The 14,984-nt window shown below is 59.6% G+C and carries 8 protein-coding genes; 3 read left to right on the top strand and 5 right to left on the bottom strand.

Features of this window, described 5'->3' with window-relative positions:
• Positions 1 to 16 precede the first annotated feature (16 nt).
• The 4 genes from AC22G6_RS20310 to AC22G6_RS20295 form a co-directional block, all read right to left on the bottom strand.
• Positions 17 to 5,131: an nSTAND1 domain-containing NTPase gene (locus tag AC22G6_RS20310; protein ID WP_487368280.1), complete on the bottom strand. Its 5,115-nt coding sequence runs from the start codon at positions 5,129 to 5,131 to the stop codon at positions 17 to 19.
• 652 nt (positions 5,132 to 5,783) lie between these two features.
• On the bottom strand, positions 5,784 to 6,344 hold the full coding sequence (locus tag AC22G6_RS20305) for a hypothetical protein (protein WP_487368279.1): 561 nt from the start codon (positions 6,342 to 6,344) through the stop codon (positions 5,784 to 5,786).
• 367 nt (positions 6,345 to 6,711) lie between these two features.
• The gene (locus AC22G6_RS20300) at positions 6,712 to 7,452 is read right to left on the bottom strand and encodes a hypothetical protein (protein ID WP_487368278.1); all 741 of its coding nucleotides are present in this window, start codon (positions 7,450 to 7,452) and stop codon (positions 6,712 to 6,714) included.
• A gap of 476 nt (positions 7,453 to 7,928) precedes the next feature.
• Entirely contained in the window at positions 7,929 to 8,516 is a 588-nt protein-coding gene (locus AC22G6_RS20295) for a YkgJ family cysteine cluster protein (RefSeq protein WP_487368277.1), read from the bottom strand.
• Positions 8,517 to 8,600: 84 nt separating this feature from the next.
• On the opposite strand from AC22G6_RS20295, the gene AC22G6_RS20290 reads away from it, so the two are divergent.
• Complete coding sequence (locus tag AC22G6_RS20290) at positions 8,601 to 8,849, top strand: helix-turn-helix domain-containing protein (RefSeq protein ID WP_487368276.1); 249 nt, start codon at positions 8,601 to 8,603, stop codon at positions 8,847 to 8,849.
• A 68-nt stretch (positions 8,850 to 8,917) separates the two neighbouring features.
• On the opposite strand, the gene AC22G6_RS20285 is transcribed toward AC22G6_RS20290, so the two are convergent.
• The gene (locus tag AC22G6_RS20285) at positions 8,918 to 9,703 is read right to left on the bottom strand and encodes a hypothetical protein (RefSeq protein WP_487368275.1); all 786 of its coding nucleotides are present in this window, start codon (positions 9,701 to 9,703) and stop codon (positions 8,918 to 8,920) included.
• A 1,664-nt stretch (positions 9,704 to 11,367) separates the two neighbouring features.
• Here AC22G6_RS20285 and AC22G6_RS20280 point away from each other — a divergent pair.
• Both AC22G6_RS20280 and AC22G6_RS20275 read left to right on the top strand, forming a co-directional pair.
• Positions 11,368 to 12,555 (top strand): protein kinase family protein, encoded by a 1,188-nt coding sequence (locus AC22G6_RS20280; protein WP_487368274.1) that lies wholly within the window; start codon positions 11,368 to 11,370, stop codon positions 12,553 to 12,555.
• Complete coding sequence (locus AC22G6_RS20275; RefSeq protein WP_487368273.1) at positions 12,545 to 14,377, top strand: tetratricopeptide repeat protein; 1,833 nt, start codon at positions 12,545 to 12,547, stop codon at positions 14,375 to 14,377. The genes AC22G6_RS20280 and AC22G6_RS20275 overlap by 11 nt, the downstream gene beginning before the upstream one ends.
• Positions 14,378 to 14,984: the final 607 nt, after the last annotated feature.

Raw genomic sequence — 14,984 nt, 5'->3', positions numbered from 1 at the left:
CCGGTCAATAAAGACATTACGGGCGGACGTCCATACTCATACCCGGTTTCCAATCGCGCGCCCTGCGCCAGAGGGCGACGACCGTCTCCTGGGGCAATAGCCGGGCGAGTGCCGCCCGCCGCTCATTTGCGGCGCGCACGGTGTCCTCATCCCGAACGGCTTCGGCGCAGCGCGCCGCGAGCGCATGGTGAAAGAAGGCCGATGCATGGTCGGGCTGCGATCCCGTGGCGGGGTCGCCTTCCTCGGCCATTTCGGCGAGCGTCTGATGGGCCTGAGGTTGTCCTTGGGCCGCAGCTAGACTGGCCAAACGCTTTGCTTCGCGCAAATCGCGGGGAATGGCGGTGCCCCGAAAGAGGTCTTCCGCCAGCTGCTGCAGGGCCACGGCATCGCCGCCATCCGCCGCGCGCCGCAGCCACGCGACGCCTTCGGCCTTCCGATTTTCGTCGCCGGATTCGAGCAGGCTGGTTCCGAAGGCGCCCTGTGCCCGCGGGTAACTTTGCCTCGCCGCCGCTTCAAGCGCGGTACGCGCAGCTGCCGCATCCCCGAAACGGTCCAGCGCACGCCCAAGCTGATAGTGCAGGCGAAGCGCGTCCGGGGATTTCTCGACGGCCGCCCTGCAGGCGTCAACGGCCGCCCGCGCGTCGAGTTCGTCCCAGTTCACCCCCGGTGCGACGCGCTGGCGGTCGAAGGGGTGGGCTGCAAGCGTGTCGCAGGTCGTCGCGCGCTTGGAAGACGCAATGGGGCGCTCGAAGCCGCCAAGCTGTGAAGGGTCCGCGCCTTTTGCGATGGGGGGATCGGGAGGCTCGGGCGACATCGCCTGCGCATAGTCTGCCCGTTCGGCCAGGTCCCGTCGCGCAAGCCAGAGGCGCGCGGTGCGATCCTGCGCTGCCGTTGCGATGCGCTTGCCATCGGGGCTCCAGGCCACGGCGCCGACCCAGTGCTCGTGGCCGTTGAGGATGGCCTTGCCGCGCCCGGTGGCAACATCCCACTCGCGGGCAGACTTGTCGTCGGAGACAGTGAGCAGGGACTCGCCGTCCGGGCTGAAGGCCAAGGCGTTGATGGCGTCTTCGTGCCCACGCAAAACGGCGCGTTCCGCACCGGACTCCACGTCCCAGAGGCGCGCGCTGCGATCGCCGGAGCCGGTCGCCAGCCGCTTGCCATCGGGGCTCCAGGCGACAGCCGAAACGTAGCCCTGGTGGCCGGACAGGATTCTGACCGGCCGACCGCTGTTGGCATCCCACAGGCGTACCGTGTTGTCGCGCGAAGCAGTGGCGAGCCAGCGCCCGTCTGGGCTGAAGGCGAGCGACAGCAAGGCGTCTTCGTGTCCTTTCAGCACCGCGAGTTCATTGCCGTCCCGGCTCCACAGGCGCGCCGTCTCGTCGGCGGCGATGGTCGCTACCCGATTGCCGGCCGGATTGAAGACCGCTTGGCGAAGCGGGCCGCGGTGTCCGCGCAACACCGCGAGCGGGGTTGCCCTGAGCGCATCCCACAGGCGCGCCGTCGCGTCGTCCGACGCGGTGAGGACGGTTTTTCCATCGGGGCTGAACACCGCGGAACGCACCGCATCGGTGTGGCCCGCAAGGATTGCGAGCTGGCGGCCCTCCGCATTCCACAGGCGCGCGGTTCCGTCCTCGGATGCGGTGAGCAGCGTGCCCTCGGGGCCGAAGGATGCGGTGCTCAGCCCATCGTCGTGGCCGCGCAGCACGGCGAGCTCGCGACCCTCCAGATTCCACAGGTGCGCGGTCTTGTCGCCGGACGCAGCGAGCACGAGCCGGCTGTCGGCACTGAAGGTGACGGATATTGCGTTCTGCGTCAACGGCAGTGTGACGTTTCCGTTGGGCGGTACGAAGGTTTCCCAAAGGCGTGCGGTGCCGTCCTGCGATCCGGTCAGCACGTGGCGGCCGTCGCCACCGATGGCGATCGACTTGACCGGTTCGGAATGGCCGCTCATCACCCCCGTTTCGCGGCCCGTCAGAACCTCCCAGGCCTGCACAACGTCGTCCTCGGCGGCGGTTAGTAGCTTGCTGCCATCGGCACTGAAGCGCGCGGCCACGAATCGGGTGTCGGCCCATAGCGTGCTGACGCGCCGGCCGGTTTTCGCCTCCACGAGAAATCCGGTGTGGCGATCGTCCTCCTTGCGCTGCATGAAGATCCGCTCGCCGTCGGTGGCGATGGGCCACGCGTGCGCTTCGGACCAGGTGTCGATCTTCTTGCCCGATCGGTCCCACACGTGGAGCCATCCGCGATCCGTGGCGGTCAGGATGCGCTGCCCGTCCCGGCTGAATGCCACATGGGTTGCGTTGCCCGCCTGGCTGGGGAGACGGGTGGGCGGGTTGCTCGAGTCGATGTCCCAAAGACGCGCCGGCCCATCGTCCGAAGCCGTTAGGGCCAGCTTTCCGTCCGAACTGAGCGCGCTGGCCAGGACCGGCCCTTCATGTCCGTCGAGGATGCGCACGACCTTGCCGCTGTGCGCATCCCACACGATCGCCGTGCCGTCGCGCGAGGCCGTCAGCAGCCGGTCGCAGCCTGCGCAGAAGGCGATGCCGGTGATGTTCCCCCGGTGCTGAAGAATCGGCAGGCGCTGTTGTCCGTTGGCAGCATCCCAGACACGAACCGTTGCATCGTCGGACCCGGTGGCCACGTAGGCCCCGTCGCGGCTGAAGGTAACCTTCGAAACCTGGTACTTGTGGCCGCGCAGCACGGCAAGCGTGCGCCCGGTTTCGGTGTCCCAGAGGCGGGCGCTCGCGTCGTCCGAGGCGGTCGCGGCGCGCTTGCCGTCGGGACTCAGCGCGACATCAATCAAGGCTGCATCATGGCCGCGCAGGACGACTGGCGGGCGCGGATGCGACCAGAGTTCGTCCAGAGCCGATTCAAGTTTCGTGGCGGGCGTGCCGGTTTGAAGCAAGGTGGCGGCTGAGTTGGCGATTCCATGCCAAGCGCGACTTGAATCTCCTGCTTTCGATGTGGAAACTGCGGCGACCAGCGAATCGATGCTCTCCTGAATCTTCTCCTTTTCGTCTTGGTGCAGTTTGTATGCGGAGTGATACTGCCAGTAGCCGATGCCGGCGATCGAAGATAGGGCGACGATGGAGAAAGCAGCAACTGAGCATTGCTTGCGCCGGCGTTCCCGAATCTTGGCGCGGGAGCGGGCAACGTATTGGACCTCTGGCTCACCCACCAACTTCTTGCCCCAAGCCGCGATCAAGGCTTCAGCGCGTCGTACCTTCGGCCCTTCGGGAAGCAGCAAATCGTTCGACCGAGCATTTTCCTGCCACAGTTTGAAGTCGTCCTCGAGGCGGCTCATGGTCCGGTGATGCTCACGATCCTCCTCGATGTGCCGCTCGGCGCGACGCCAGACGCGCAGCAGGGTTTCGTGGGCGAACTGAAATCCCTCCTTGCGCGCAACCAGCAGCCGGGCTTCGGGCGCGAGCAGTGCTGCGACAAGTAGGCCCTCCGGCGAATCGGGGGCGATCTTCGCCGGATTGATGGGGCGTGTGGAGGCGACATCGGTGTCGAGGCGGATCGTGACCGCGCGCCGGAGCAGGGTCGGCAGCGCATCCTGTTGAGCCAGCGGAAGAGTCGCGAAAACGGCTTCTGCGCGGCGACCCACGACGCCGGTGATGCCGCCCAGTTCTTTGTACGCGGCAAAGGTGAGACAGCCCCTGGCGTCGCGCCGCTCGTAGAGGGCGCGCAGCAGATCCTGCAGCGAAGGGAGCCATTCCGGATGGGCGTGGGCGTCCTTCAGAAGGTGTCCGCTCAAGCTGTTGCCATGGTCATCGCGTTCGAATCGCAGCCCGCTCATGGACGCGGGCCGGAGGATGACCGATTCGAGCGCCTCGGCCCGCACCGGGGTGAGGTCGTACATTCCAGCATCGCCCTTGATGGCGAGGAAGCCGACGTCGCCCTGGGCTGATGCGTAGTAGTCGCTGCGCAGTGTAGTCACGACGGAAGCCACGCCACTGCGGGACAGGTTGCCGAGAAACGCCCAGAACCCGGCCCGTTGATCCGGCCCGATGCGCGAATCGAGATAGATCTGTTCGAGCTGATCCACGATCAGCAGCAGGCGTGCAGATTTCCCGCCGCTTCCGAGCGTGTGCAGGCAGGCATTGACCGCCGAGTCGAAAAGAACCGTCAAACTCATGAAGCCTGCATCGGGGCGCAGGCCGTTCGACAAGGCGTCCTGCAATTCCGGAAGCGCCCGAGCCAGTGCGCCCGCCAGCGCGTCCTGCAGCGATCCGCCCGCGTCGCGGGGGACGAAGGTGGCGATCCGCCAGCCGCCTACTGCGCTGTCGTATCGGTCTTGCAGCAGGGCCGCGCCGACCCCCGCGCGGGCGAGCGAACTCTTGCCCGCACCGCTGGCGCCGACGATACAGACAAAGCTCGCTTCGCCCTTCGCTTCGCGACCGCGCAGTAACTGGAGGATGTCGCAAACTTCCAGGTCGCGCCCGAAGAATATGCGCGCGTGGTCGAGGTCGAAGTACTCCAGCCCTCGATAAGGCGCCTGTACCCACAGGACGTCGCGGGGGGCCGCGCTCTGCAGGCGCGTATCGATCAGGTTCTTGAGATGGGCACGCAGCCGATGGGCGAAACTGACCGGATCGGGGAAGATGTGGTAGGCGCCGCGATTGTGCCCGGCGGCATCCTGGAATTGCTCGCGAAGGAAGCCTTCAACGGCTTCACGCTGGACGACGAGCTCCTTGAGCTCTTCCGTTTCCTTACCCCGCATCTGGTCGTGAAAGCCACCGTCATCCTTTCGGACGTAGACCAACATCGCGGGCCTTTCGCCCTCGCTCGCGCGGTTCGCGTGCCACATCAGGTCGAACTCGCGCTCGGTACCGGAGCGATAGTTGGTGCCGTCAGATTTGCGAATGTCGGGCCCGAGGGGTGTCCCGAGTCGTGACCAGAGTATGAATACCGCGATGTCCACGCCGGATGTCTCCGACAGCACGGCATCGACCCCGGCCTGGAACGAGGTCACCGCCTGCAGCGGCAGGTCTTCCCACAAGAGCGGCTTGAGTTCGACCTGCTCGGCGCCGTACCAGTCTTGCAGTTGGTCGACGACCTGCTGAGCCTTATTGCGCTCCTCGGCGACATCGCCCGGCGAGGAAATGAAGATTCGGACTTGAGTCATCGACCAACCGTTCTTCGTGCCATTGTCAGCCTGCCTTGCACGTAAGCATGAGTAACTCTAGCAATCGGCGATTACTTTGTCATTGAAGACAACGGGCTAGCCCCAAGCCCATCGCCCAAGGGGCTGGGGCACCATCTGCGCACAGGGGTCGAAACGGTGAATTCGCAGGATCAACGACCTGCCGTTCGCCCACGCTGAGCGTCGTGCAGCAGGTGTCGGCCGGATTGCCTCCGCTCAATCTGAGCAAGCTGGCCGACGGTTGAGGCCGACCTGCTGTCCGTAAGCAGTTTCGCCAGACGACAGCTTCACTTGAAGACCTGACTATGAGCCACTGACATCTCGAGCGGCAGCTCCTGGTCGGATCAGGAAATAGCCTGAAGTGCCAAGCGCTCGCTCGATCAAGATTTCAGGGCTACTACTGCTGACCGCCTCATTGCAGCTGCACTAGGTGTGAGAACCCAACGTTCGAATTCAAGCCGATAAGCGGCCCTCGGCACGAACGAATGGTCGAGTGACCGGTTCACGTTTGGTGCAGCCGGATCTGACAGCTATGAAGCAGTTGCGCTTTGCGGAAAGCTGTTGCGTAACGATTCGGTTCAGGTGGTGCGAGCCGAAGGTAACCTGTCACCTTGAGCCGACGGCGTAGATTTAACTACGCACCTTTAAAGCCTTTGAAGATATCTGCAATCTTCCCAACCGCGTCTAGAATTTTGTCGATGTACGAAACCGCTATTTCCGCGGCGCCCTCGCTGTAGTCCCTTCGATTACAGAGCTCAATCGAAGCGTCGATGAACGCAAGATATGATCTGATGCCCACGAAGTACTCGTCATAGCCATCAAATACTTCCTGCTCCATTCTCGGGCAATATTCGGCCAAATTGATAGGCCCCGGATCTTTCTCAATGGATTGCCGCAGTTTCACCAATTCTAAACGTCGCGCCCGAAGTTTCGTGTGCGCCGATTCTGCATCGACTAGGCGAGGCTGCCAAAAAGTCCGCCATTTCTGGGACGTACATTGTTTGAACGTAACTTGCCGCGCGCGCATTCCTTGCTCAAGGTTCGACAACTGGGACTCGTATCCTTGTCTTTTTTCTATGAGCGCACGAGATATTTCTTCGTTAGTAGATTTTTCGCACACGCTTGCAGCTTGCGCTGCGCTTGAAAACACAAATACTAATACCGAACAGGTGAGAAATGACGGTATAGAGAACATAGTGCCCTCCCAGCGAACCCTGACTTTGTTTCGGAGATAGTTCTGTCCCGTGACATCGAAATGCCGGATAATATGATCTGAAAAAACTTACTCAGATAAATAAATTTCTCGCAAAGCAAAATAGCAAGGCAGGAAAGCGCCAGCTGATAGCATGGGAGTAATTCGACTCATGTGTGAAATATACATATAGCATACAGCCTCAACCGGATAGCCGCTATTTTAGCTTGGTGGCAACTTGGGGGGGCGTGGCCGCCCACCCTTCCGGTTCGGCGTCCGTAAGCTGCCGCTCGTTGATGACTCTTCGACCTGTTACTGTTATAGGTGCATAGACCACCCGCAAGGGTTGGGGGGCACTTTTGCGGGGTAACTACGAATAGTCTGCGGAGACCTCCTGGGATCTGAGTGCTTTGTGATATCCCCGAAAGAAGCCAATCAACTCGTGATCATTACTCCAGAATACTGATTCATTGGCATTGCCACGAAAGTAGCCCCAGCCAAAGAAGACTTCTTCGGGCACAGGGTCGGTCGAGTCGCGCGTCAGGATGATGAAGTTGCACGCTGGAACACCAGCAAACGAGTTACGTACTACGCGAACCTGGAACGAAGTTGGAAGGATGCCGCCAAGCTTGGCCTTAATTCGAGTAACGCGTGCCCTGCAAAGCTCGGAACATGTTTCTTCATACCGGGTGTCCTTCCTTGACACAAAATCGCGAATTCCATCTTCTATCATCTCGGCGACCTTTGTCGAGTACGGGTTCTCGGATGTTAAGTAAGTATTGAGTACTTCAGTGGCAGTGTTCAGTCTAGTAAGTACCGAAGTAGCGCTCTTGTTCGCGTTTCCAATGTAAACGACCTTATTCTGGGATATTGCCTTTTTTAGATCCTCTGCAATTCCTTGTATCTCAGAGTTAGTAGAGAGCTGAATCGTCACCTGAATGATGTAGATCGGGACAAGGATTGCAAGAAGCATGAACGCGATCCATTCAACATCCTGTGGCAATGGAGTCACCGGGCCGTTGGACTTAGTCCAGATGCTCAAACTGAAGACTGCGAACGAGATCGCAATCGGAACCGTCGCTCTTAGCAGCTGACCTATTGGCTTGCTCATATCCAAGAGCCTCCGATCTTCCCCTGAAGAAGCTGTGTGGACGTTTCCTTACACATAGACATAACCGGAAGCGGCTTAAGCCGAAGGCGCTACGGTCTCTCCAGTGAATTGGTGGGTATTTGTGTTGAACAGATTTGGTGGAGCAGCGACGGGCCTCTGTGTCCGACGAAATCCGCCCTTCATTCCACAGCTTCAGCGTAGCCGACGGCCATCGACATGCAAGTGAAATGTACCGGTCGGCAGCGTGTGGCAGGATGCGTGAGGACACGAACGGCAGTTTCGGGTCTGTAAAACTCGCGGACGCCGAATGAGACTTACTGGCGGATTCCGAGAAGTCCGTATGGACGCCTTGGGTCGGGAGCACCAGTTGGCCAACGCGAGTTATTTTTCGTCATGTAGTCCGTTTCCCGACTGCCTGCCGGCATGTGGGCTCAGCTATCTGTAGTTTTCGTGCGCCAACAAACTGCCCCCCATTCTCACCCCGTAAAGAACTCCTGAATCGCCCCCCAAGCCTCCTTGGTCCCGTTTTCAGTCATCAAGCAGTGGTACGGAAGTTCGATGCGATCCACATCGTAGCTCGCAACCGGTTTGCGCTCCTCGAATGGGACGCTGGTGTCACACGCTGATGCGTCGTCATTCAGTGAGTGATGGATGCGGCAGATGAGGGGTCTTGCGGCGTAAATGGAACAACGGTTCTCATGCAGGAAAGGGCAGGGGATGCCGTGAAACCGCCGGGCCTCATTGAGCGCAACATTGAACGGCCTGACCGGAGCGCTTGCCATTGCTCGCCCGGATGCTTGCGCCATCGCTTCAGCCTCGTGAGCGTAAATCATCGTGGTCATGCTGCAGCAGCCAGCGCAACCCGGTTTGCACGCGACATGGGGGGCGAGGGCGGCGTTGAAGCGGTCGGCGACCAACACAAGCTTTTGCCTGCGGGTCTTCAGGCTCGCATTCTCTACTTGGATGCGGCTTGTCAGCCGCTGGAGCTTCTTTGGTTCCAGCCAGGGGTTGGCCTCAATGGCTGCGTCATGCCGTGCTTGCGCCCTGTGTTTGAAGTCCGTCATTTGAGTGTCGCGTATAAGTCACATTGAAGAATTGTGACTTATACACAGCTGACGCAAACGCGTCAACGTCAGACCATCCGTGCGATGGAAACCGCCCCCGCTAATGGAACAACAGGCAGTGCCCGCCAGGTGCTCGCCCAGAACCTCAAACGTCTGCGTGCTGCGCGCGGCTGGTCTCAGGAGCAGCTCGCATTCGAAGCGGGCCTCCATCGCACCTTTGTGGCACACGTGGAGCGTGAGGTGCGCAACATCTCCCTCGACAACGTCGAGCGCCTCGCGATGGCCTTGGGCGTCAGCCCGGCAGCGCTGCTGACCCCGACGACGAGCGGGTAGGTTCGGGGCAGGCCGCGATTGCCCGCCGATCCGCCCTGTAAGCGGACGACGGTGGATGCAGGCCCTGTTTACACAAGCAACCTTGGCCCCGCCGCTTTCTTCTGCACGAAGAAGACCACAGGCAACTCGGCTCGGTAACCGTGCTGGCGTGCGAACGCGAACAAACTCAGGGTTTGACTGCGTATCCCGGAGAAGCCGGGCTGGCGGGCCAGGATGGTCAGCGTCTGTGCCACGGCGGTGGTCTTGCGGGTTGCCAACTGGGCGGACAGCAGGGCATGCCATTCGCGCATGTCGGTTTTCGGGCGGCGCCACGTCCACGACGTTTTGCCGCGCACCGCGTGGCGGATGAGTTCGTAGCCCAACCATGTCAGGCGGGGCATCGCGGTGACCGACTTCAGCGCCTCCTCGTCGGCGACGCGCCCGGCACCCGGTGTCACCAGCAACAGCCACTCCACCAGCGCCTCACCGTGTGCCACGGCAGGCACTTCTCCGTCCGACGTTTGAGTCTCCATCTCAGGCGCCGCTGCGGCGGCTGAATCGGCATCCCCAGCGGCGTCGCCAAGGCGTTCGTCCGCACACCGAACGGTGTGCGCCGTGGGCGCGTCAAAGCTTGGCCAGTACAGCACCAGCTGCGCGTTGGCGAGACCGCGCTGTTTGCGCAGCAGACGTTGCGCCGGTGAGCACCCGATGCCGTAACGCGCGTGGAACTTGCGCGCGAGCTTGAGGGCCTTCCCCGCAGGGCACTGCCCGGAGACATGAAAGGTGTAGCCCTTGGGCACCAGGTCGAGCACTCGGGCGAGAGCAGCGGTCTTCGAGGTGGCGACGGGGGTTGAAGCGGGGGAGGGGCGTGTCATGGAGTATCTCCGGGTTCGGGTACTCCGTATAGCGTTGGGGTGAGGGGATGCGGGTGCAGTGCGGTACCCGCATGGTTGTTATGTGATCGGGTGTGGCGAAGCCACACGTATTGATGTTCCAAGATTTTGTTTCGCAGATCGCGGTGCGATCTGCCTATACAAGGGAGAGGAAAGACCTCGCAGGTGGGCAGGGCCGGCGCGAGAGCGCGGGCGCACGCACACCCGGCGGCCTGCCTTGTCGCGTTCGAGTGCCACACAAACGGACGCGAGCGGGCAGGCCGCCACCTGCAAACCACACGCCGAAAGGCACGCCGGAATCGCCAATTCCGGAAGCGACTGGACACGCCAGTCCTGTCGCGAGCAAACGCTGAAGCGCAGTGCCTCTAATCGGGCTCGCTGCGCTACGACGGGCGCTGGATGGTGCAACTCCATCCTTCGACCCAATCCAGCCGCAGCATGTTGGGCGACGCGGAAACGGCGCCGGGGAGGCAATGCCCCGGTGACCTGTTATCCAGCGAAAGTCGGAAGAAAGTCCGACCCGTGGGGCGTATCGAAAGAGCGCAACGCGTGCCGCGGAGGAAGGCTTCTGAGCGCACGGTAACGTGCGAGGGCTGCAAGGGGAAACCTGGCGCAGCTGGCACCCGGAGAAATCCGGGGTCGATGGATAGCTCAACCCTCTAACGGCGCCCTTCGAGGGCGCTGCGCGGAGCATGATGAAGCCATAGGCACTAAGCTATGGTTCGTCGTCGATGAAGCACGTTTCGAGTACCCGAGTCGCTATGGAACATCGGACCGGGGAAATCCAAGGAAAGCCGGAATGGCTAGAATCGTTGCAGAGACAGTGGCGTCATCATGCGCAGTAGCGGATGACTAACGCGGGAACCGACGGACGTGGCACGGGGTGGCACCCGCACCAGAAACGTCAGCCGGGGGAGATTCAGTGAGTAGGGTTCGATCTCATTGGTGATACGACCGAAGCCATGAGAGAGCGGAGCGATCCGCGGCAGGTGCTGGCACATCTGTCCCGAAAGCCGGAAGCGTTTTGCGAAAGTGTGGTGCCCCGAAAGGGGCAATGAACAGGGCCTGGCAGCCCGTTGCAGTGGGTCGTGCCATCGCTTGGCAGCGGTGGTACGAAAGGACCGGTTGGCACCGGATCCGAGCGTTGATGGACACATCTCTACAGGAGGAAAGATGACTCTCTCGGCCCCTTCCGCATCTGCGGGAGGGGCTGTTTGGGCTTGAAGTCGGGGCGCTAATTTGGGGTAGTAGCTGACGTCGATCTTGTAGCGCTTACTTAGTGTGAATGGCAGAGCTGCAACTGCTCGGCCTTTCCGGCCATTCGAACGGAGCAAATTGAGCGGCAGGAGACACGCGGTCAAACGACTCTCAGGCCATGTTCCAGCGTAGGTCGGCTTTTCGCCCCAGAGAACTCACATTCCCGACCCGTTGCCGTCATTAGCCATCAGCAGGCGCACAGAACGAGCGCCCGCCGACAACTGCTTGACCGTCTGGCGGCAACTGAATATCTTCAATAAGCACTAACGACGGCATCGTGCGGTTGCCATCGAGTTTGGTCTCCCGCCGAGTTTGCGGATATCATTTCCCGCCCGCTTGCTCTAAGGGCCAACCCTGCCACCTGCATACCGCTTTAGAAGGCCACTTTTGTGTCATCAGCCAATACACAATTACTGATCAACGAGTTGGAGAGTCAGGCCGATATCGATGGCAGGTATACCGGTCTGAAATGCGTCAATATTAATTCTTTGACCGGTGCGCAACGCGGATGCTTCTCGCTAGTGTTCAGGGCATATGATGAGGTCGATCAGCGTTGGGTGGCCCTGAAATTCTTCGATTTGGACCCTAACAACATTTTTGCCCAATATCGGTTTGACGCTTTCGAGCGTGAGCACGCAATCCTCCAAGGCCTTCTCGGCGTACGCAGATGCCTGCAGGTCGCCTCTTCCTTTTCGATATATAAGCTCCAGCTAAAATTACCAACCGGGGCTTTGTTCGAAATGCCATGTCCGTATTTCGCGGTTGAATGGCTGGATGAAGATGTCGACATGTATTTTCAGCAGCAAGACACTATCGACGTAATTGAAAAGCTACAACTTTTCAATGACATAGTCTTGGCGGTCGAGGCGTTGCATTCGAAGCAGGTCTACCACCGCGATCTTAAGATGGACAACCTACGTGCCACGTACGAAAACTTGGCACGTCTCATAGTCGCAATTGACCTGGGGACAGCTGCGCGGCTTGAATCACCCAACCTGCAGCCGGATTACGATGGAGGCCCCGTCGGAGCTCCGGCCTACGCACCGGCGGAGGCGCTGTGTGGATTCGCGGGGGAAAGAAGGATTGGGCGATTAACAGACATATACGCTCTTGGCTGCATACTATTCGAGCTTTTCAATTGCACCTATTTCTACCGTGAGCTCCTGATTTTGAATCCCAATTACCAAGCTGTTTTGATGGTGATGTCGATAGCGGCGCGAAATGGGCGAACACCAGCGGAAAGGCTGCAGCAATGGCAGGAAGCATTACGTCGCCACAGCAATGGGGTTACTCCAGTATCCATTTTGGCAGGCGGGCATTCGGTGCCGGCTGGCATTGAGATGCTGCTGGACGATCTCGTAAGGACCATGACCAGGTTCGACTACCGCCAGCGCCCCTCCTTGGAGTACGTCCGCCGCCGGATTCAGTCAGCGATCACGGTCATGCGGAATGAACGTGCAAATCGGGACAGAGTCGAAACAGCAAAGGCACGTCGTGCGGCGCGAATCGCACGGCTCGCCGCCAAGGAACAGCGCTTAGCGGACGCGATGGCGAGAAGGATCGGAAATGCAAAGTGACCTTATTCCAAAAGACAGGCAAGCTCTTGTTGTCACGCCCGAACCGATCAGATTAGTACTTACTGAGGGGCTTGGCGACCAGTTCGAACTCGTCTTGCCACCGCTCGAGGATCTTGCGGAAATTGACAAGGTCACTGAAAAGCACTTCTCTCTTCGAGCCCAAGCTGATGATCAGTTGGCTCCGCTTAAGAGTGCGTTTGCGTCCGAGTTTGCTCAACTTGAAAAGAAGAAGGCACGATTCGGTAATTCAAAAACCTTCATTACTCATCTAGCAAATCTTGCTGAATTAGCGGGGAGGAGAGAGGCTGAATACAATGTTTTAGTTGAGGCGCCCGAGGAGCTTCGCGATCCTTTTATCCAACGGCTGATTGCCGAAAACCTTCTTGCACGGGGGCGTTCGATTGAGGCCGAGAAGTTGCTATTGGCACTCGATTTGACAAATGATACGGCAGCCAGTTTGCGGATTGCTTTCTTCCTTGTGCAGCGAAACGATCTCGTTCGCGCCGCAGCAGTTGTGTCGCGGGTCTTGTCGATTGATCCGTTTAATTACGGCGGTCGACTATTTGAGGGTGCCTTACGGCTAGCAAAGGGGCAGTTCCACCCGGCCATTCAGAGCTTCAAGATTGCGGAGGAGGAGCGGCCAAACTCCTCCGTGTTGTTTACCAACATGGCTGTCGCTTATGTGTGCGCGAAAAAGGTCGAGAAGGCCTTAGCTGCGTTACGCAAGGCCGTAGCACTTGATCCGCTCAACGAGAATGCTATCTCCCTTCTTGCGGATGTTTCGCATTCAATCGGCCGTGACGAGGAGGCTGTGCCGGCGCTGCGCTATTTCGTCAATTTTGAACAGCGGTCACCGTCTATCTGGGGGCGTCTAGCCCGGGCACTTCTGGAAATTCAGCAACCGCAGGAAGCGCTCGATGCGCTTCGTCGCCAAGCGAGCCAGGAAGACACGCCGGCAGTTTGGAACAACATTGGTGTTGCCAGAGTGGCTAACAGGCGTAGATCAGAGGCGCTTAGCGCATTCAAACACGCAATTCATAAGGTGACTGCCGAGACGAGGACAGATGGACTGCTGGCGGTGCGGAATAGTCTTGCCCTGCTAGTCGAGGAGGGACACTACGAAGAGGCTATTCGCCTCGCGCGGATCGCTCTCTCGGACGATTCCGAGCATCTCTGTCGGCGTGACAAGAAGCTATGCGATATCTACGTTTTCATGCTTCACTCGATGCGCCACATGAATCGCGCGCAGGAGGCGATGCGAATATGCGAAGAGTTGCTAAAGGAGGAATCCGTCGCCTACGATCTCCGTATTTGGTCGGTAACGCAGATGCTTGCTCAGTACGCAATTGTCCCAGGACTGACCGATCGAGCCGTATCTCTGGCGCGCGAGTATCAAGGCGAACTGAATAATTTGAAAGCTATCAACGATAAACTTCACGAAGGATTTATCAACAACCTCGTATTCGCATTTGCGGAAACCGGGCATGTCGACGAGGCCCAAGCCTTGCTGTCTCACATGTCGAATCTGGTACATCATTTACCGTATCCGACTGCAACACTCGGCCTGCTGCATTTCCGCAAAGGGCATATCGATCGAGGAGTTGCCCTCTACGGGGAAGCCATACGTCTTTCTGCCCGAGCGAGTGATAAGGCACGGATTCGGCAAAAGCTGAATCTTGAATTGGGCCTTGCCCTCATGCCTACGGAACCGCGGCGTGCTGAGCGTCTGCTTCGAAAGGCAGACAGCGAACGCGACGGAATCCCTGAACTGAAGAATCTCGCGCACGCAGCACTTGGTCAGTTACGCTTGCGCAACACTTGATAGCTGCCAGATTGAAGGGATTGTGCAGCTTGTCACCGCAGCTTGTCGGCTACGGTAAATTCGCTGTGGCTTCGCTGCAGTCGCTAACAAGACCGTCACCGTTCGGCTAAGGCAACGTTCGCTTTGGGCGTGTTCCGCGCGGCTGCTCCATTCAGAACCCTCCTACTGGCGCCCGATAATCTCGAATGTTAATTGCGGGTCGAGAGTTCGCACTCATCTGAGTCAGATAGCTGCCGCTCTAGCCACTGCCGCTTGCGTGGCAGCTAATCGGCACATTGCAGTCTTTGGTGGCGCAACTGCCCAATGACTGCCCTGGCCGAGGACGGGTCGTCGGCCAAAACGGACCCTCGCGGATGCTATTTGGACTCGGGCAAAAAAATTCACTCCAAGCATTACAACGACCTTCGAAAGGTGATCCAACCGCACTCGCCAGAGGGACGCGACCTCAGCGAGCCTTATGCCAAAAATATCGGTAGATGCAAGACTCTACAATCCCACATATTCGCCCGAAGACCGAATGCCGCACCATCGCAACTGCGCACTACGTGGCCGAGAAAGTGCCAAATGTCTCAGAGTCTTGAATGCCCAGAGCCGATCTGAATGCGGG

Source organism: Parazoarcus sp. PS-13 R2A, from assembly GCF_057621855.1.
Note: the sequence above shows the minus strand (reverse complement) of the source record. Positions and strands in the feature narration are given on the sequence as shown.